The 17,955-nt window shown below is 62.0% G+C and carries 15 protein-coding genes and 1 pseudogene; 11 read left to right on the forward strand and 5 right to left on the reverse strand.

Going from position 1 to position 17,955, the window contains the following annotated elements; all coding sequences use genetic code 11:
- The first annotated feature begins 38 nt into the window (after window positions 1–38).
- From FHT19_RS10935 to FHT19_RS10950, 4 genes are all read left to right on the forward strand, one after another.
- Window positions 39–1,133 (forward strand): alkene reductase, encoded by a 1,095-nt coding sequence (locus FHT19_RS10935; protein ID WP_169475148.1) that lies wholly within the window; start codon window positions 39–41, stop codon window positions 1,131–1,133.
- Between the two features lie 94 nt (window positions 1,134–1,227).
- Complete coding sequence (locus tag FHT19_RS10940; RefSeq protein WP_169475149.1) at window positions 1,228–2,052, forward strand: oxidoreductase; 825 nt, start codon at window positions 1,228–1,230, stop codon at window positions 2,050–2,052.
- 48 nt (window positions 2,053–2,100) lie between these two features.
- Window positions 2,101–2,964: an alpha/beta hydrolase gene (locus tag FHT19_RS10945; protein ID WP_169475150.1), complete on the forward strand. Its 864-nt coding sequence runs from the start codon at window positions 2,101–2,103 to the stop codon at window positions 2,962–2,964.
- 30 nt (window positions 2,965–2,994) lie between these two features.
- On the forward strand, window positions 2,995–3,996 hold the full coding sequence (locus FHT19_RS10950; protein ID WP_169475151.1) for an NADP-dependent oxidoreductase: 1,002 nt from the start codon (window positions 2,995–2,997) through the stop codon (window positions 3,994–3,996).
- 106 nt (window positions 3,997–4,102) lie between these two features.
- On the opposite strand, the gene FHT19_RS10955 is transcribed toward FHT19_RS10950, so the two are convergent.
- Window positions 4,103–7,117 carry a PAS domain S-box protein gene (locus FHT19_RS10955; RefSeq protein WP_169475152.1) on the reverse strand — a complete coding sequence of 1,005 codons (3,015 nt, stop codon included), beginning with the start codon at window positions 7,115–7,117 and terminating at the stop codon, window positions 4,103–4,105.
- Window positions 7,118–7,480: 363 nt separating this feature from the next.
- On the opposite strand from FHT19_RS10955, the gene FHT19_RS10960 reads away from it, so the two are divergent.
- Window positions 7,481–8,158: a hypothetical protein gene (locus tag FHT19_RS10960; protein WP_169475153.1), complete on the forward strand. Its 678-nt coding sequence runs from the start codon at window positions 7,481–7,483 to the stop codon at window positions 8,156–8,158.
- A gap of 24 nt (window positions 8,159–8,182) precedes the next feature.
- Window positions 8,183–8,374 (forward strand): hypothetical protein, encoded by a 192-nt coding sequence (locus FHT19_RS10965; protein WP_169475154.1) that lies wholly within the window; start codon window positions 8,183–8,185, stop codon window positions 8,372–8,374.
- On the opposite strand, the gene FHT19_RS10970 is transcribed toward FHT19_RS10965, so the two are convergent.
- Complete coding sequence (locus tag FHT19_RS10970; RefSeq protein WP_168557273.1) at window positions 8,367–9,209, reverse strand: oxidoreductase; 843 nt, start codon at window positions 9,207–9,209, stop codon at window positions 8,367–8,369. The two genes, FHT19_RS10965 and FHT19_RS10970, sit on opposite strands and share 8 nt — an antisense overlap.
- Before the next feature lie 105 nt (window positions 9,210–9,314).
- Here FHT19_RS10970 and FHT19_RS10975 point away from each other — a divergent pair, with 105 nt between their 5' ends.
- Together FHT19_RS10975 and FHT19_RS10980 are read left to right on the forward strand one after the other, a co-directional pair.
- Window positions 9,315–10,202 (forward strand): LysR family transcriptional regulator, encoded by an 888-nt coding sequence (locus tag FHT19_RS10975; protein WP_168557274.1) that lies wholly within the window; start codon window positions 9,315–9,317, stop codon window positions 10,200–10,202.
- A gap of 245 nt (window positions 10,203–10,447) precedes the next feature.
- Window positions 10,448–11,461 carry a nucleoside hydrolase gene (locus tag FHT19_RS10980; protein ID WP_169475155.1) on the forward strand — a complete coding sequence of 338 codons (1,014 nt, stop codon included), beginning with the start codon at window positions 10,448–10,450 and terminating at the stop codon, window positions 11,459–11,461.
- A 137-nt stretch (window positions 11,462–11,598) separates the two neighbouring features.
- Here the strand turns inward: FHT19_RS10980 and FHT19_RS10985 are convergent, their stop codons facing one another.
- Window positions 11,599–12,633 carry a LysR family transcriptional regulator gene (locus tag FHT19_RS10985; RefSeq protein ID WP_211184898.1) on the reverse strand — a complete coding sequence of 345 codons (1,035 nt, stop codon included), beginning with the start codon at window positions 12,631–12,633 and terminating at the stop codon, window positions 11,599–11,601.
- A 94-nt stretch (window positions 12,634–12,727) separates the two neighbouring features.
- Here FHT19_RS10985 and FHT19_RS10990 point away from each other — a divergent pair, with 94 nt between their 5' ends.
- From FHT19_RS10990 to FHT19_RS11000, 3 genes are read left to right on the forward strand one after another with little or no spacing between them, the layout of a single operon-like run.
- The gene (locus FHT19_RS10990; protein WP_168557277.1) at window positions 12,728–14,185 is read left to right on the forward strand and encodes an NAD-dependent succinate-semialdehyde dehydrogenase; all 1,458 of its coding nucleotides are present in this window, start codon (window positions 12,728–12,730) and stop codon (window positions 14,183–14,185) included.
- 23 nt (window positions 14,186–14,208) lie between these two features.
- The gene (locus FHT19_RS10995; RefSeq protein WP_168557278.1) at window positions 14,209–14,547 is read left to right on the forward strand and encodes a carboxymuconolactone decarboxylase family protein; all 339 of its coding nucleotides are present in this window, start codon (window positions 14,209–14,211) and stop codon (window positions 14,545–14,547) included.
- A complete protein-coding gene (locus FHT19_RS11000) occupies window positions 14,544–15,527 on the forward strand; it encodes an NAD(P)H-quinone oxidoreductase (RefSeq protein WP_169475156.1) in 984 nt (327 codons plus the stop codon). The genes FHT19_RS10995 and FHT19_RS11000 overlap by 4 nt, the downstream gene beginning before the upstream one ends.
- A gap of 189 nt (window positions 15,528–15,716) precedes the next feature.
- Here the strand turns inward: FHT19_RS11000 and FHT19_RS11005 are convergent, their stop codons facing one another.
- Window positions 15,717–16,169 carry a hypothetical protein gene (locus FHT19_RS11005; RefSeq protein ID WP_168557280.1) on the reverse strand — a complete coding sequence of 151 codons (453 nt, stop codon included), beginning with the start codon at window positions 16,167–16,169 and terminating at the stop codon, window positions 15,717–15,719.
- A gap of 120 nt (window positions 16,170–16,289) precedes the next feature.
- A pseudogene (locus FHT19_RS11010) lies at window positions 16,290–17,935 on the reverse strand (IS66 family transposase).
- Window positions 17,936–17,955 lie beyond the last annotated feature (20 nt).

Raw genomic sequence — 17,955 nt, forward strand, 5'->3', positions numbered from 1 at the left:
AGCCCATGCCGCGACAGCGGCCATCCTTCAGGTGCATCATGACCAGCAACACGCTTTTCGAACCCTACGCCCTCGGCGCCATTCCACTTTCCAACCGGATCGTGATGGCGCCGCTTACCCGCAACCGCGCCGGGGCCGGCCTGGTGCCGGGTGACCTGACCGCCGAATATTACGCCCAGCGGGCGTCAGCCGGACTGATCATCTCGGAAGCGACCCAGGTTTCGCAGCAAGGGCAAGGCTACCAGGACGCGCCCGGCATCTACACCAGCGACCAGATCGAAGGTTGGCGCAAGGTGACCGCGGCGGTGCACGAAAAGGGTGGCCGCATCGTCCTCCAGCTCTGGCATGTCGGCCGGATCAGCCATCTCGACCTCCAGCCTGACGGCGGCCAGCCGGTCGCGCCTTCGGCCATCCGGGCCGAGACCAAGACCTTCGTCAACAACGCCTTTGTCGATGTCTCCGAGCCCCGCGCGCTAAGGATCGAGGAGCTGGCTGGCATCGTCGACGACTTCCGCCAGGCGGCCGCCAACGCGATCGAGGCGGGTTTCGACGGGGTCGAGGTGCACGGTGCCAATGGCTATCTGCTCGAGCAGTTCGCCAAAGACGGGGCCAATGTCCGAACCGACGCCTATGGCGGCTCGGTGGAAAACCGCGCGCGGCTGATGCTGGAAGTCACGGCCGCGGTGGCGCAGGAGATCGGAGCGGAACGCACCGGCATCCGGATTTCCCCGGTCTCGCCCGCCAACGGTATCGCCTGCAGCGATCCGCAGGCACAATATGACTATATCGTCGATCAGCTCGACACTCTGGGTATCGCCTACATCCACGTCGTCGAAGGCGCGACCGGTGGCCCGCGCGACGTCGCGCCCTTCGATTACGGCTCGCTGCGCCGCCGCTTCTCAAAGGCCTATATCGCCAACAACGGCTATGATCTGGGTCTCGCGACCGCGCATCTGGCGGAAGGCAAGGCCGACCTGATCGCCTTCGGGCGCCCGTTCATCTCCAATCCGGACCTCGTCGAACGGCTGCAGCGCGGCGCGCCCCTGGCCGAGATCGATCCAGCCACGCTCTATGGCGGAGGCGCCGCAGGCTACACGGATTACCCCCGCTTTACCGACGCGTCCGGCAACTGAGCCAACGGGGCCGTGCTGCGGCACGGTCCTCGATACCCACCCCACCATCAACCGCCGCGCGGCCAATGCCGCACGCCAGATCGAGAACAACGCCATGGCGACCTCCACATTCAACGCATCGAAGACAGCATTCGTGACCGGCGCCTCGAGCGGCATCGGCAAGGCGGCCGCTATGGCGCTCGCCCGCGCGGGCTACCGGGTGATCGGCACCAGCCGCAAGGCGGCACCCGGCGAAATCCGCGATGGCATCCGGATGATCGCCTGCGACGTGACATCGGACGCCTCGGTTGCCGCAGCAGTGGCATCCGCGCACGCCGAGCTCGGCCGCATCGACCTACTGGTCAACAACGCCGGCTATGCGATTTCCGGCGCTGCGGAGGAAAGCTCGATCGAGCAGGTCCGCGCCTTGTTCGACACCAACTATCTGGGCGTCGTCCGGGTAACGAACGCGGTGCTGCCGATCCTGCGCGGCCAGGGCGGCGGGCGGATCCTGAATATCGGCTCGGTCGTGGGGCTGATCCCCGGTCCCTTCGGCGCCCATTACACGGCGAGCAAGCACGCCATTGAAGGCTATTCGGAATCGCTCGACCACGAAGTGCGCCCGTTCGGCATTCGCGTCGCCGTGATCGAGCCCTGGGCGACCAAGACATCCATCGAAGCCAATTCGCCGCGCGGCGATCGACCCGTCGCGGACTATAACGACGCGTTCGCGCGCTACCAGGCCGCGTTCGCGGCGGCGATGGCGACCGGCGATACGGCGGAGGATGTGGCGGAAACCATTGTCGCCGCAGCACAGGCCGGCAAACCGCAGCTGCGTTACCCTTCTGGCAAGGCGGCGCGACAGACGGCCTTCGCCCGGCGCTTTCTGCCCCGCGCGCTGTTCGATCGCACGCTGCGCAAGCAGTTCAACATCGCCTGAACGCCCCTTCCCCTTCATCGACCCGTGCGCGGGCAACGCAGGCCCATCATGACCAACGCAACCCATCCGACCGCATCGCCACGCCGCTATCGCGACGCCCCCAACCGCTTCGTGACCATGGGCAAGATCCGCTTCGCCTATCGCGAACTCGGGCCACGCGGCGGGACGCCGCTGGTCCTGCTCAACCACTGGGGCGCGGTGCTGGATAATTTCGATCCACGCATCGTCGACGGACTCGCCACCGGACGCCACGTGATCGCGCTCGACTATCGCGGGATCGGTCTTTCCGGCGGATCGGCCCCGGTGACCATAGGGGAGATGACGCGCGACGTGCAGGCCGTGATCAGCGCGCTGGGCTTCACCAAGGTCGATCTGCTGGGCTTCTCGCTGGGGGGCTTCGTCGCCCAGGATCTCGTGCTCAGGGCGCCGGGCCTAGTGCGCAAGCTGATCCTCACCGGCACCGGCCCTGCGGGCGGCACCGGCATCGATAGAGTCGGCGCCATCTCCTGGCCGCTGATCCTCAAAGGCATGCTGACCGCACGCGACCCGAAGACCTATCTGTTCTTCACGGGCACCACCAGAGGCCGCCGCGCGGCCAGGGACTTTCTCGCGCGCTTGAACGAGCGCAAGGCGGATCGTGACAAAGGACCAACGCCGCGTGCCTTCCTGCGCCAGCTTGCCGCGATCAAGGCCTGGGGACGCCAGTCTCCGCAAGATCTCGCGCGGATCGCGATACCGGTGCTTGTCGCCAATGGAGACAACGACATCATGGTGCCCACCGCGAACAGCCTGGACTTGGCCCGGCGCATTCCGAATGCCGAACTGGTGATCTACCCTGACGCCGGCCATGGCGGCATCTTCCAGTATCACGACGAGTTCGTCTCGAAAGCCGCAGCTTTCCTCGCCGATTGACCCGACACCATCTCACGCTGGAGACCGCACGTGAAAGCCTTTGTCGTCGACAAGTACAAGAAGAAGGGCCCGCTGCGCCTGCGCGACATGCCCGATCCCGAGATCGGTGCCGACGATGTTCTCGTCCGCATCGACGCCGCCGCGATCAACCTTCTCGATTCCAAGATCCGTGACGGCGAGTTCAAGCTCTTCCTGCCCTATCGCCCGCCGTTCATCCCGGGGCACGATCTGGCCGGAACCGTGATCCGCACCGGCGCCAATGTGCGCCAGTTCAAGGCAGGCGACGAAGTCTATGCGCGCCCGCGCGATGGCCGCGCCGGCACGTTTGCGGAGAGGATCGCGGTGAACGCGGCGGACCTCGCACTGAAACCGACGAGCCTGTCGATGGAAGAGGCCGCGTCGATCCCGCTCGTCGGTCTCACCGCCTGGCAGGCGCTGGTCGAACTGGGCAAAGTGAAGCCCGGGCAGAAGGTGTTCATCCAGGCCGGTTCGGGCGGCGTCGGCACCTTTGCCATCCAGCTGGCCAAGCATCTCGGCGCGACCGTCGCCACCACCACCAGCGCCGCGAATGCCGAACTGGTCCGAAGCCTCGGCGCGGATGTGGTGATCGATTACAGGACGCAGGATTTCGAACAGCTGCTGTCCGGGTACGACCTTGTGCTCCACAGCCAGGATGCCAAGGCGCTGGCAAAGTCGTTGAACGTGCTGAAGCCGGGCGGGAAGCTGATCTCCATCTCCGGCCCGCCGGACATCGGCTTTGCCCGATCGCTGGGGATGAACCCCGTCCTGCGCCTCGTGGTGCGGATGCTGAGCCGGGGCACCGTGAAAAAGGCGAAGCGCCTGGGCGTCGACTATAGCTTCCTGTTCATGCGCGCGGATGGGGGCCAACTGGCGGAGATCGCGAAGCTGATTGATGCCGGTGCGATCCGCGCGGTCGTCGACAAGGTCTTTCCTTTTGCGCAGACTGCGGACGCCCTTGCCTATGTCGAAACCGGGCGGGCCAAGGGAAAGGTTGTCGTCCAGGGTTTGTGACCAAGCGCGGCATGCGCTTTCAGAGCGCGCTCAACCTCCGGGGGGCAACGGTATCCGGGATCATTGCCAGTGATTAGCCAAATCTCATCGAGCAAACGCCCTTGCTCTAGCTAGGTCGTGACCTAGATTGCGCGAGATTCGCCTGAGCGCGGTGCTGAAGAGTTGCGATCAGCACGCGCTCAAGTTCGTCAATCTGGAAAGGTTTTTTGAGCAGTGGCGCGGGTCCATCGAAAACCTGTGCTAGCGCGGTGCTTTCGGCATAGCCAGTCGCAAAGATAATGGGCAACGCCGGCCGGATGTCTTTCACCCGCTTGGCAACTTCGGCACCATTCAGACCAGGCATCGCAAAATCCAAAATGATGACGTCTGGCTCGGATCGCTGCAGTTCTGCCAGACCCGCGGCGCCATCTTCCGCCAAAGTGACGGCAAAGCCGAGAGTCTCCAGACATTCGGCAACGAAATGTCGCACGTCGGCATCATCGTCGATGACAAGGACTTGAGCCGAAACGCCCGCTGTGATTACCGAGCGGGTTGTCGAACTTTCCACCTTCTCGGAATTATCCGTTTGCCGGAAGAACAGCCGAACCGTCGTGCCCTTGCCCGGCGCGCTTTCGATACGAACAGTTCCGCCGCCTTGACGCATCGCGCCGTAGACTTGGCTGAGCCCCAGCCCTGTTCCCTTGCCTATGCCTTTGGTCGTGAAAAAAGGGTCGAAGGCGCGCGTAACGATCTCAGGCGGCATACCCGTGCCGGTGTCACGCACTGCAAGTTCGATATAGTCACCGTCGTCCAGCTCTCGGTCGCGCTCCATGCGGATCGATCGCGTGCTGATTGTCAGTTCGCCACCCTCGGGCATTGCGTCCCGCGCGTTGAGCGCAAGGTTCAACACCGCCATTTCGATTTGGACATCGTCACCCAAGACCCGAACGCCATCCGCGCCGAGGTCGAGGCGCACTGTGATATGGGCGCCAATGGTTCGATCGATCATCTCACGGAAATTCGTGATCAGATCGGAAAGCGGCACGGGCTTCAGTTCGATCTTCTGTGCCCTGCTGAATGCCAGGAGCTGGCCCGTGAGCCTGGACCCGCGCTCTGCCGCTTTCAGTCCCGCATCAGCCCATCGCTGCACCCGGTCCGGATCGCCCGACTTGCGGCGAATGAGATCGAGACAACCCGTTACGCCCTGAAGCAGGTTGTTGAAGTCGTGCGCGATCCCGCCGGTGAGCTGTCCGACAGCCTCCATTTTCTGCGCCTGGGCAAGCGCCGCCTCCGCTCTCTGCAATCGTTGCTGTTCACGCAGCCGTTCGGTCACGTCCGAGACAAACTGGTAGGCGCCGATCACATGCCCGTCAGAGTCGCGAAGGCTGCGGAAACGCATCTCATAAGAACGGCGATCGATGGACAGGTCGCCGAAAGCGTCTGTCTCGATAAATTCCTCGCCCCCGAGTGCGCGGGACCATACCTCCCGTACGGCTGCTTGATGTTCTGCGTGCCCTTGCAACACGGCCAGCATGTTATCGCCGGCCTGGGGCTGCCGTACCCCGAAAATGCGGGCGAATTCAGCTGCGGCAGCCGTGTTTATAGCGAGCCAATTGTAATTGCGATCGACAACCTGCACAAAGATATCTGTGCCATCCACAACGTCGGCGAGCAGCTTTCGCTCCGCGAGCGCCGCCGCCACTCTCTGTTCCAACGTTTCATTCAAGTCGCGCAGTTGAGCCTCGACGTGCTTTCGGTGGGTGATGTCGATCGCCGTGCCGATGAGCCGCAGGCAACGCCCGTCCTCGAATACGCCGCGCCCCTTTGCCGCAACCCAGCGTTCAACGCCGTCTTCTTTGCCGATCGTGCGATATTCGACCTCATAGACGGCCCGCCGCTCGGGGTCTGCCGCCGCCGCAAAAGCCGCGGCAGTCGCTTCGAAATCGTCGGGGTGCAGGCCGGCATAGAAGTCTGCCAGAGAAACCGGGACGTCCGGGGAGATGCCGAACATAGCCTTCACGCGCGGCGGCCAAAACAACGTACCAGCGACCTCGTCGACATCCCATAGACCGATTTCGGCCGCTTCGATCGCCAACCTGAGCTGCTCTTCACGGGCACGGAGATTGGCTTCGGCCCCCACCCGCTCGACGTGGGCCCATGATCGGTCGGTGACTTCGCGGATAACCGTCAGATCATAGTCGCTCCAGCGACGCGGCATTTTGTCGTGGATGGCCATCAGCGCCGTGAGTTGACCGTTCTTCACAAGCGGCATGCAGACAGTTGCGGCGATGCCGATATCCTGAAATGTCTTGGCTTCCGACGGGGCGATTTCCGTAAGATTATCGTTGATGATGAGCGGCCGGCCGGCTGTCAGCTGCTGCACTGCAAGGCGCCCGAAATCAGCCAGGCTGTAATGTCCCACGATCGAGGGCGAGCCGGGAGCGTGCCAATCGCCTCTGATGGTGAAGCCGTCCTCATCCGCATCCATGTCGGCATAGGCACAGTTCGACGCTTTGAGATGCGCGGCGACCATCTTCATGGTGACCGAAAGCACGTCGTCGGCATCCTGCAATCCCGCAACAGTCTGGCCGAGCCTGTCGAGGAAGCGATAGAGTTCCTCGCTCTGCGCGAGCCGCCGCTCAGCGAGCACACGCTCGGTAATGTCGAATACCATCGCCAGTGACCCGATTGGGCAGCCTTCGCTGTCACGGATCGGCAGATACTCAAGGTCCATCCAGACCCTTTCCGGCTGCCCATTCCTCCACAGCTCCAATTCCTGCCTGTGAAAGCTAAGCGCCTCTCCTCTCAAGCCAGCTTCGATCACCCGGGCGTTGAACTCTCGCGCCTCTGGCCAGACCTCCAACAGCTTGCCGCCCATGGCAGCCGGATGGCGAGGGCCACAGATCGCTGCGTAACCGTCATTGTAGAGCAGAATGCCCTGAGTACCCCAAAGCACGACCATGGGGACCGCCGAAGACAACACGGTCTGGCAGTTCGCAACCAGCTCGACCGGCCACGCAGCGATCGACCCCAGCGGCGTTGCCCCCCAATCCTTGCTTCGGATGAGATCGCCGGCCTCGCCGCCGCCGATGAGGCGTGGCTGGTCGCCTGCCAGTTCCCTAACGCTGGTCATGAAGCGCATTGCCGATAGCCAAGATGTTCATTTTGCGAACCTATCATATGCGCAGAAGTTCAAACAAGGTCGTCGCGCAGCGACACATTGAGCAATGCAATGAACGCATTCGCTGCCCAAGTCGCAGGCCAGCCCGAATATCGACGGAAATCAGGAATTGAGACTGATTGAATACTCGCGCACAAGACAAGGCGGGTTTCGGCATGACCGGACAACTAAACGCGTGGCGCGCAATTGCCTGAAATGGGCGGCATTTGCCGGTACCGGCTGGCGGCGTCCACGGATCTGGTTGGCCAACCATGCTCATGTCGATTGATGCCGTTGCTGGAAATGGGCATAAGTGCCGCTCCGACCGCTACGACGGAGGGCGTGATGCGCAGGACGCTTGTGTGCGCCGCTTTTATGGCCGCGATCAGCCTGACGACGCCGGCTTGGGCGCAGGCGACGACGCGGCCATGCGATACCATCGAGACCCCAGGGCCTGCATGCCTGCTGGTTCATACGCCTTTGCCGGCTCTGCCGCCCGGCCCCCTGTTTTGGCATTTGGACATTTTCCCGTCGCTGGCCGATGCTGAGCACGCCGCCAGCGCGACCAGCACAGTGACCAAAGCATTCGGATCGGTCTGGCTTTTCACGCTACAGCATGCCGGATGGCGTCCGAAAGGCGGTAAGCACATGGCCGAGATCGGCCCCCTACCCCTTGCCGCCGCCGCAACCTACTCCGCCGACTATCTCAGGTCAGTATTCAAGCCCGGCGCCACGGCGCCGCTGCACGTCCACTCCGGACCCGAAGCGTTTTATGCCGTAGCTGGCGACACTTGCCTCGAAACCCCCGATGGCGTCCAGATCGGCCGAGGCCCCGGCAACAGTCTACTGATCAAGGCCGGGCCGCCGATGCTACTGATGGCGATCGGCAAACTGCCCCGGCAGGGCTTCGCTCTGATTCTGCACGATGCCGCCCAACCTGCCACTACCCTGACGCAGACCTGGCAGCCGCAGGGCTTGTGCGCCCGGCAGCTTTCAGCCGATCAGGAGCAGACCCGGCGCTGAATTTTTGCGCTGGAGGAGAATGCCATGTACATGAGCCGCCGCACTCTTCTGGCCGCCACTGGAGCGTTGCTGGTGCCGCTGCCCCTTGTCGCGCACGCGCCGTCAGCGGTGCCCAGCGTCGATAATCTGCACCTGACTGTCCTGATCGGCAGCACGACCAGCGTAAATCCATCTTTCACAGAGCCTACAGCCAAAGCTTTTCCCGTGGTCAACTGACGCTTGGCACTGGGAAATCGGTCGATTCCGTCACCGACCGCCAAGCGGAAAACTCCGCCTGCAGATCGGCCAGTTTTTCCGACACAAGGCGCAACGCATCCGAGCCGAGCAGCAGATGCGCAGGCGGATCCTGTGCGGCAACAAGCCTGATGATGGCCGCCGCCAAAAGGGCCGGATCGCCAGCCTGATGGCCACTGAGAGCTTCGCGCCGCTGGCGGATGGGGTCCATCAGCTGGTCGTAATCGGCAATAGAGCGCGGCGAGCGCACCATTGAACGACCCGCCCAGTCTGTACGAAACGACCCCGGCTCCACCGCGGTGACATGGATGCCCAGATGTTTCACCTCTTTGCCCAGACTTTCCGAAATACCCTCCAGCGCAAATTTGCTGCCATGATAGTATGCCAGCCCCGGCAGGGTCATCATGCCGCCCATCGAGGTTATGTTCAGTATGTGCCCGCGCCGCCGTTCACGCATTTGCGGCAACACAGCCTTGATCACGGCCACCGCGCCGAAAACATTGACGTCGAACTGGCGCCGTAGATCATCGAGGCTCGATTCCTCGACCAGCCCCTCATGGCCATACCCCGCATTGTTGACGAGAATATCGATCGGACCGATCTCCCGCTGGATACGCTGAACGGCGGGCTGGATCGCGTCATCCTGCGTGACGTCCAGCAGGATGCCAAGCGCTTGCCCCGGTGCCAGCGCCTCGAAAGCCGCGCAGTCTTCGATCCGGCGCAAGCTGCCCGCTACCGTGTCGCCTGCGGCCAGAGCAGCTACCGCGATGGCTTTGCCGAAACCGCTGCTGACGCCCGTGATGAACCATGTGCGCATGAGAAGACTCCAATCCGCGCTTGTTGCTTTGACTCGGCTCTAGCGCCTGCCAACAGGTGAGATAATCGACTGGATTTTCCTCTTGATCATGAGCATCGTTCAGCAATGAATACCATTTGCCCCAGCAACCTCGCGAGCTTCCTCGCTATTGCGCGCCATGGCAGCTTTCGCCGTGCCGCCGATGAGACCGGCTGCACACCTTCGGCCCTTAGCCATGCCTTGCGGGCACTGGAGGAACGGCTGGACCTACGATTGTTCAACCGCACCACGCGCAGCGTTACTCTGACCGAGGCTGGCGCACAGCTATACGCCCGCGTCGCCCCGGCGTTTCGGGACATTGATGACGCGCTGGACGATCTCAACAATTTTCGGGGCACGCCCACCGGCACGCTCAGAATCAATGCCGCGCGCTCTTCAGCCGAGATGGTGCTGCGCCCGATAGTCAGTCGTTTCGTTGCGGCCTATCCCCAGGTCCGGGTCGACATCGTGATCAGCAACGGATTGATCGATCTGGTGTCAGGCGGTTTCGATGCCGGGGTCCGCTTTGGCGAAACCATCGCGCAGGGCATGATCGCGGTGCCGATCGGACCGCGCCAAAGATCGGCCGTGGTCGCCTCGCCGGACTTTTTGGCTCGTCATCGGGTGCCCCTGCATCCACAGGATCTCAAGACGCTGCCCTGCATCCGGTTGCGCTTCGAGAGCGGTCGCTATTATGCGTGGGAATTTGAGCGGAACGGCATTGACCTGGCAGTCGAGGTCGACGGGCCGCTTTCAATGAACGACCAGTCGCTGATGATCGAGGCTGCGCTGGACGGCGTGGGCCTGGCTTATGCCTTCGAGGGGCAAGTGGCCGATCTGGTCGCCGCAGGGCGCCTCATGCGTGTGCTGGAAGATTGGTGTCCACCGTACAACGGCTTTCACCTCTATTATCCCAGCCGCCGCCAGCTCCCAGCGGCAGTGCGCGCTTTCATCGACTTTTGCAGCGAGCAGTGAGCACACAGACCAGCAAGATGTTGCTCAGAGAAACCGGCAAAAATACGGTGAAACGCCCGGCGGAATCTGTCCTTATTTCGTTGGTTCACTGCTTAAGATCGGCCCTTCCCAAGCAGAATTAAATTCACGCCGATAAAATCCTACATGCCTGATTGTATTCAGGCATGAATATCGCTTAGGCGCATGCTTTTGAGCAGCCGTAATGATTTTCAGCATCCCGGCACCAAAAAATGGAGAGAATTGCCATGATCGATCGCCGCTGTTTTCTGGCCACGACTGCCATGGGGCTTTTCGTCGTCAAACCGGCAGCGACATTGGCGAGCGTGGCCAGGCGCGTGTCAGCGCGTGTGATCATCGACAATGATTTTGCTGGCGATCCCGATGGCCTGTTTCAATTGGCACATCATCTCCTTAGCCCATCAGTGCATATTCCGCTGATTGTAAGTTCGCATCTTCCGGTCAAATTCGGCGGGCCATCTTCGGCCGGGAATGGCGTGAAGAAAGTGCAGCAAGTGCTCGACATCGTCCATCAGGGCCCCTCGCCCCGCCTGATTGGCGGCGCAGAATTGCCGATTTCGGCACGAACTGAATGGAAACCGACCCCCGCCACCGCCGCAATCATTCGCGAGGCGATGCGCGAAGACGCGAGCGAGCCATTGTTCTACGCCGCGGGAGCCAGCCTGACTGAACTGGCGATTGCTTGGTTGACCGAACCCAAAATCGGCAAAAGGATCAAATTGGCGTGGATCGGCGGCAACGAACACCCAGGTCTTTCCAATCCACCACCTGGCCCATACGAGGCTGAGTTCAATTTTTCGGTCGACCCCATTGCCGCGCAGGTGATCTTTAATGAATCCGATATCGATATTTGGCAGGTCCCGCGCGATGCCTATCGGCAGTTTCTGATGTCAACCGCCGAACTGTCAGATTTATCTAAAAGCTGCAAGATTGGCCGTTTTCTTAGCCAGCAATTGGACGAGATGGAAGTTAATCTTACCAAAATTCCCGGTTTTCCTGCCATGCCGATGAGTGATGTTTATGTCCTCGGTGACAGCCCGCTAGTTACGCTCACCGCCCTCATGTCGCCGCTTCAGCCGGATCCATCCTCCAGCCACTATATTCTTAAACCGACGCCGATATTGCAGGCTGACGGCTCCTATCACAATCAGGACGGCACCCGCCCGATGCGGGTTTACACAATGGTGGATGCAGGCCTTACATTTCGCGATATGATTAGCCGTTTTAGAGCGAACGGGTAGTTCCGCCCCAAGACCAGTCGCTTCCAGCCGTGTTCCCTGCGTCGGAGCCGGTCATTTGCCTACCGGGTTTAAAAGTGACGGAAACTCTGCTCCATTTCGTCACCAATGATCTGCATGCCATCCCGCTGAGCAGATGATCATGCGGTGGTTGGCAATTCAAGCAGGGCGGGCGCGGGCGCCAACGAAGGTACTGCCGCTAGTTGCGCCTCGGTCGGCTGATGGTCATGGGCCCAGACCGGCGGCGAACCGATGTGGGCGCGCAGCGCCGTCATGAAGGTAGCCAGTCTGGTGCTGGCCTTGGGCAAGGCGCGCAGCACATAAATGCCGGCATCGCCTTCCGGTGGCTTCACATCTTGAGGCAGCTTTTGCAGCAACCCAGCGCGCACATCCGGCCCAATCACCCATTCGGGCAACAGGGCGATGCCAATCCCCCGGAACGCCGCCTGACGCAGCGCCTCGAAATCATCGCAACGGAAAACAGTGCGTGAGCTAGGCAACTCTGCCGTGGTGCGCCCCAGAACATGCCGCCAGCCCAGCAGATCGGGACCGTGCAGCTTATCGATCAGGCGGTGTTCGCAAAGCTCCTCATGGGCTGGCACGCCGTGCCGTGCCAGATAGGCTGGATGAGCCACCAACAGGCGGCGGTCAGACGCGATCTTGCTAGAAATCAGCGTACTGTCAGCCAGATGGCCGATGCGGATCACCGCATCCAGGCGCTCCATCACCGGATCGGCCAGTCGCTCGGTCAGGTCCAACTCGATGCTGAAATCGGGATGCCGCTCCATCAGCGCGTGGGCGACGGGGATGACATAGCGTTTGCCAAACGTGGGGAAGCAGGCAAGCCGGAGAATGCCGGTCACCGCATCGTCGAGGCCCAGCACTTCCGCCCGCAGATCGACCAGTTCATCCAGGATCGGTTGACCGCGCTCGAACACCACGCGCCCTGCATCGGTCAAAGCCAGCGCGCGGGTTGATCGAACGAAGACAGCCGTACCTAGTCCGGCTTCCAGCGCATCGATCTGTCGTACAATGGCAGATGGCGTGACGTTGCGTCGTCGCGCGGCAGCCGAGAAGCTGCCCGCCCGCACGACATCGACAAAGACGGAGAGGTGTTCGGCAAAGCGAGGATCTTTCACCTTTGCGATTTTCGCACAGGCGTTTCGAGCAGGCAATGGATTATCGAAAAAGCGCGCGGGGCATAGATGCAGAGGCACACCGCAGGACGGTACCGCGGGGCCAAGGCCCCGCCCCCCAAGGAGACAATCCATGCATGCTCTGGCAAATCCGGTCACGGACCGGTTCGATGACCTGTATCTGTTTATCGACGGCGAATGGGTGGAGGCGGGCAACCGCGACACCTCGGCCGTGATCAATCCGGCCAATGGCTGCGTGGTGGGCCGCGTGCCCCATGCCACGCATGACGATGTAGAACGGGCGCTGGCCGCCACGCAGCGCGCCTTTAAACTGTGGAGCGGCACCCCCGCCTATGACCGCGCCAAGGTGCTCAAGCGCGCCGCCGAACTGATCCGCCAGCGCGCGACCCACATCGAATGGCTGATGACCACCGAACAGGGCAAGGCACTGAGCGAGGCCAAATATGAAGTGGCCAGCGCCGCCGACTATTTCGAGTGGTTCGCCGAACAGGGCAAGCGCGCCTATGGCCGCGTGGTCCCCTCGCGCCGGCCCGAAGTGCAGCAGATCGTGAAGCGCCAGCCGATCGGCCCGGTCGCCGCCTTCACCCCCTGGAATTTCCCGGCCATCACCCCGGCACGCAAGCTGGCCGCGGCTCTGGCGGCGGGGTGCTCGGTCATCATCAAGCCGGGCGAGGAATGCCCCGCCACGGCTCTCGCCATCGGCCGAGCATTGGAAGATGCAGGCTTGCCCAAGGGCGTGGTGCAGATCCTCTTTGGCGTGCCGGCCGATATCAGCGCGCATCTGATCGCCTCCCCCATCATCCGCAAGGTGACCTTTACCGGTTCGGTGCCCGTTGGCCGCTTGCTGGCAGCCCAAGCAGCGCAGGGGGTGAAGCCCATCACGCTGGAACTGGGCGGGCACGGGCCGGTGCTGGTCTTCAACGATGCCGATCTGGATGCGGCGGCACGGCTGGGCGCGGCCAACCGCTTCCGCGGCACAGGGCAAATCTGCATCTCTTCCACGCGCTTTCTGGTCCAGAGCGAAAGCCTTGACACTTTCACTGAGAAATTCGTGGCGGCAACGCAGGCGCTCAAGGTCGGCAGTGGGCATGACCCGGCCACGCAGGTCGGCCCGCTCTCCAATCCGAGGCAGGTCGAGAAAACCCAGTCGCTGATCGACGATGCCGTGGCGCGCGGCGCTCGCATCCTGACCGGCGGCAAGCCCATCCCCGGCCCCGGCTTCTTCTTCGAGCCCACCGTTCTGACCGATGTGCCACTGGATGCCCGCGTGATGCAGGAAGAGCCCTTCGGCCCAATCGCCATCATCCGTCCGTTCGACACCTTTGAAAATGGCATGAAGGAGGCCAATCGCCTCCCTTATGCTCTGGGCGGCTATGTCTTCACGCAGGACGCCAGGACCGCAATCCGCGCCGGGGACGAACTGGAAGCCGGGATGATCGGCATCAACCACTTCAGCATGATCGTTTCCGAACTGCCCTTCGGCGGTTTCAAGGAAAGCGGCTACGGCTCGGAAGGCGGCGAGGAAGGCATCGACAATTACCTCGTGACCAAATTCATCAGCCAGATCTGACACGATTTTCCAGGAGATACCCCATGTCCGCCATCGATTTCACCAGCCCGCGCGAGGCTGCCCGCGCCTTCACCCCTTTGTTGACGCAATTCGTCGAACAGCCGCTGTATTCCCAGGTGTGGAATGATCCCACGCTTTCGACGCGGGATCGCAGTCTTGCCACCGTTGCCGCACTCATCACGCTTCACGCCGAGCATGAGCTTCCCGCCCACCTCAAGCGCGCTGTTGAAAATGGCGTGACCAAAGAGGAACTGGGGGCGCTCATCACGCACTTGTCGTTCTACGCCGGTTTTCCGGCTGCCATCACGGCCTCGGCCATCGCCGCCGCCACGCTTGGCGCCCAGCAGGGAGAGGTCCAGTGAAAGCCATCCAGTTCGACGCTTTCGGCGATGCCGATGTACTGCAGATCCGCGAGGTGCCCGATCCTGCGCTGCGCCCCACCGATCTGCTGGTCAAAGTGGCAGCCGCGGGGATCAACCGAGCCGACCTCAGCTTTCGCACCGGCTTTTATGGCTGGGCCGATTTCGGGGACTCGCCCCTGATTGGCCTTGAAATGGCCGGTGAGGTTGTGGCCGTGGGCCGCGATGTGCCCGGCTACAAGGTGGGTGACCGGGTCATGGGCATCACGGGCGGCGGCGCTTATGCGCAACTGGCGCGCATCGATTACCGCATGGCGCTGCCCGTGCCCAACAATCTGGATCTGGTCGAGGCGGCAGGCATCATGGAGGTCTTCGTTACCGCCCATGAGGCGCTGATGCATCTGGCGCAGTTGCAACCTGGCGAGTGGGCGCTCATCCATGCGGCTTCGGGCGGGGTTGGCTCGGCTGCCGTGCAATTGGCCAAGGCGCGCGGGGGTCAGGTGATTTTCACTGCGCCGGGCGACCGGATCGACAAGGTGAAAGCTATCGGCGGCGATGTCGGCGTGGATTACAAGACCCAGGATTTTGTCCAGATCGTGGCCGAAGCCACGCAAGGGCGCGGGGTGGATGTGATCGTCGATTTCATCGGCGCGCCCAATCTGGAGCGCAATATCCGCTCGATGAATTATGGTGGACGCTTGGTGCAGGTGGGCATCATGGGCGGCGTAGCGGATGCAAAACTGCCGCTTGATCTCCTGCTCTACCGGCATCTGCGCATCATCGGCACAGTGATGAAGTCGCGCGATCAGGCGGTGAAACATGCCATGGTCCAACGCTTTGGCGAGGCATGGCTGGGGCATTTCGCCGATGGTTCAATCCGCCCTGTGATCGACAGCAGCTTCTCTCTCGAGCAGGCTCCCGAAGCCCATCGCCGGATGGAAACCGGCGCCAGCTTCGGCAAGATCATTCTACGGATGTCGTGACTTGATGACGGCAGAAGGGGACCGGTGTTCGCTGCGCCGGTCCCGAGTCCTCCTTCGCCCGTTTGCATTGCGATGGCTATAGATGCCGTCAGCGCGTAGGGGCCCGGCTAGGGGTTTCGCGTAGCCATCCGGTGAAGGCCGCTATCGGAGGCGTGCTGTCGATCTGCGTTGCAGGGGGAGCTGACATCCTCACTTGAGGAGGTGCGAGGCGATGTCAGTTCCGAGCAATGATGAGGCTATCGTTGCCCCCTTAATGTCAGCGCCGGCATTAAGCGCTTTGCTGACCGCATCAATATCCGCGCTGCTGCTTACAATGAGCTTGAATATCTCATGATCCATTCGGCCATGTGCGCAGTGGCGCCGAGCCAATTTCAAACCGCCAATATATTCGGGCTGCCGTTTCAAATCTGCTATCAGGATTGAACCGTCCGATCTTATCACATTGATTTGATGAACAAAATGTCTGACGCCTAACTTCTCCAAAACCGCGCGACTGAAGGCAAGCGGCAGCAATGCGACCAATCGCAGGGCCTCTCCTTCAGAAAAGCCCTGCCGGCGAAGACCTTCAACTTTACGTTCGTCCGAATACTCCCAGTCCCTCGCAATCGCAGTCGCTCCCTGGATCAGAAGCGCTTCGGACATATCCGTTCTTTGCCATGGCAGTCTCATGGGGATGGAACATATCGCCCGATCGTAATGACTACAATGTTGTCGACCAGAGCGACAGTTTCACTGCTATAGTAGTGCAGTCCGACATCAAGTCTATCGAGGTTGCCAATTCCAGGGCAGCAGATCGCCGAGCCTGCTAACCGGACATTCTGCAATCCGGCTCAGCACATCGGCGAGCCACGCCTGCGGATCGACATCGTTGAGCCGACAAGTCTGGATCAGTGAATAAACGATAGCAGCACGTTGTCCGCCGCGATCCGAACCGCAGAACAGCCATGCCTTCCTGCCCAAGGGCACACAGCGCAACGCCCGTTCGGCGGCGTTGTTGGTCAGGCAAACGCGGCCATCGGTGAGGAACCGGGTGAAGGCATCCCAGCGCCGCAGCATGTAGTTGATCGCCTTGGCCAGATCATGATGGCGCGAAAGCTTTGCCAATTGCTCCGTTAGCCAGGTGTGCAGTTCGTCTATCAGCGGCTTGTTCAGTTCCCGGCGAACGGCAAGGCGCTCCTCGGGCGTCTTGCCGTTGATGCTCCGCTCGATCTCGAACAGCGCGTCGAGCCGTTGCACCGCCTCCAGCGCGATCGGGTAGATCTGGCCGGTCTTCTCGCCACGACTTTTCTTGCGCGCCGTGCCTTCCACATCAGCCAGCTCGAAGAATTTGCGCCGGGCGTGCGCAAAGCAACCCGCCTCAAGGATCAGGCCCGCCTGGCGGTCGGCTGCATACAGCTCATTATAGCCGGCAAAGGCATCGGCCTGCAGAATGCCTGACCAGGTCGCCAGATGTGCCTGAGGATGCTCGCCACGCCGATCGCGCGAATAGCGGAACACCACGGCCGGGGGATCAGCACCGCCAAACGGGCGATCATCGCGCACATAGTTCCATAGTCGGCCGGTATCGGTCTTGCCCTTGGCTATGACCGGCACAGTGGTGTCGTCGCCATGCAGGCGCTCGGCGGCAAAGACGTGCGCCTCGATCAGCTTGAAGATCGGCATCAACGCGAAACATGCCGCACCAACCTGATCGGCCAGCGTTGATACGCTGAGCGGCACGCCTTCACGCGCGAAGCGCTCGGCCTGCCGGTTGAGAGGCTGGTGCTGGCCATACTTCTCGAACAGCACCATGGCGAGAAAGCTGGGCCCGGCCCAGCCACGCGGCACCACATGGAATGATGCGGGCGGCTGTGTGATGGCCTCGCAATCCCGGCACGAGAAATTCTCCCGCACCGTCTGGATGACCTTCCACGAACGCGGGATCACTTCCAACGTCTCGGTCACATCTTCGCCCAGCTTGGACAACCGGCCGCCGCCGCATGCCGGGCATGTGCATGGTGCCGGAACGACGACCCGCTCGCGTGGCAGATGTTCGGGGAACGGCTTGCGCGAAGGGCGCTTGCGGTCGAAGGCTGCGACCGAAGTCGCCTTTTCTGCCGTGGCCGTCGCGATCAGCATGTCCTCGGCTGCGTCGGCTTCAAGGTCGCCGAGTTGCAGTTCCATCTGGTCGAGCAGCCGCCGCGTGCGCTCAGCGCTGGGGCCATATTGCTCGCGCCGCAGCTTGGCGATCTGCAACTTGAGGTGCGCGATCACCGCTTCGGTGGCGCTGGCCCGGGCTTGCGCATTGGCGAGACGCGCCTCAGCATGGCGGCACACTGGGTGGCAAGATCGGCCTTGTGCGTTGCCGCCAACACCAGCGCCTTGAGCGCTTCGATGTCGTTCGGCAGGGGCGAAACGGCCGTGTCCATGACGCTGATGGAATCACACA

This window comes from Novosphingobium sp. SG919, from assembly GCF_012932495.1.
Taxonomy (GTDB): Bacteria; Pseudomonadota; Alphaproteobacteria; order Sphingomonadales; family Sphingomonadaceae; genus Novosphingobium; species Novosphingobium rhizosphaerae.

What these genes read in the sequence shown, in the direction of transcription:
- FHT19_RS10965 (WP_169475154.1), top strand. Translation starts at nt 8,183, where the DNA reads ATGTACATGAGCCGCCGCACTCTTCTGGCCGCCACTGGAGCGTTGCTG.
- FHT19_RS10960 (WP_169475153.1), top strand. Translation starts at nt 7,481, where the DNA reads ATGCGCAGGACGCTTGTGTGCGCCGCTTTTATGGCCGCGATCAGCCTG.
- FHT19_RS10990 (WP_168557277.1), top strand. Translation starts at nt 12,728, where the DNA reads ATGCATGCTCTGGCAAATCCGGTCACGGACCGGTTCGATGACCTGTAT.
- FHT19_RS10970 (WP_168557273.1), bottom strand. Translation starts at nt 9,209, where the DNA reads ATGCGCACATGGTTCATCACGGGCGTCAGCAGCGGTTTCGGCAAAGCC.
- FHT19_RS10975 (WP_168557274.1), top strand. Translation starts at nt 9,315, where the DNA reads ATGAATACCATTTGCCCCAGCAACCTCGCGAGCTTCCTCGCTATTGCG.
- FHT19_RS10935 (WP_169475148.1), top strand. Translation starts at nt 39, where the DNA reads ATGACCAGCAACACGCTTTTCGAACCCTACGCCCTCGGCGCCATTCCA.
- FHT19_RS10945 (WP_169475150.1), top strand. Translation starts at nt 2,101, where the DNA reads ATGACCAACGCAACCCATCCGACCGCATCGCCACGCCGCTATCGCGAC.
- FHT19_RS11005 (WP_168557280.1), bottom strand. Translation starts at nt 16,169, where the DNA reads ATGTCCGAAGCGCTTCTGATCCAGGGAGCGACTGCGATTGCGAGGGAC.
- FHT19_RS10940 (WP_169475149.1), top strand. Translation starts at nt 1,228, where the DNA reads ATGGCGACCTCCACATTCAACGCATCGAAGACAGCATTCGTGACCGGC.
- FHT19_RS10980 (WP_169475155.1), top strand. Translation starts at nt 10,448, where the DNA reads ATGATCGATCGCCGCTGTTTTCTGGCCACGACTGCCATGGGGCTTTTC.
- FHT19_RS10955 (WP_169475152.1), bottom strand. Translation starts at nt 7,117, where the DNA reads ATGCGCTTCATGACCAGCGTTAGGGAACTGGCAGGCGACCAGCCACGC.
- FHT19_RS10995 (WP_168557278.1), top strand. Translation starts at nt 14,209, where the DNA reads ATGTCCGCCATCGATTTCACCAGCCCGCGCGAGGCTGCCCGCGCCTTC.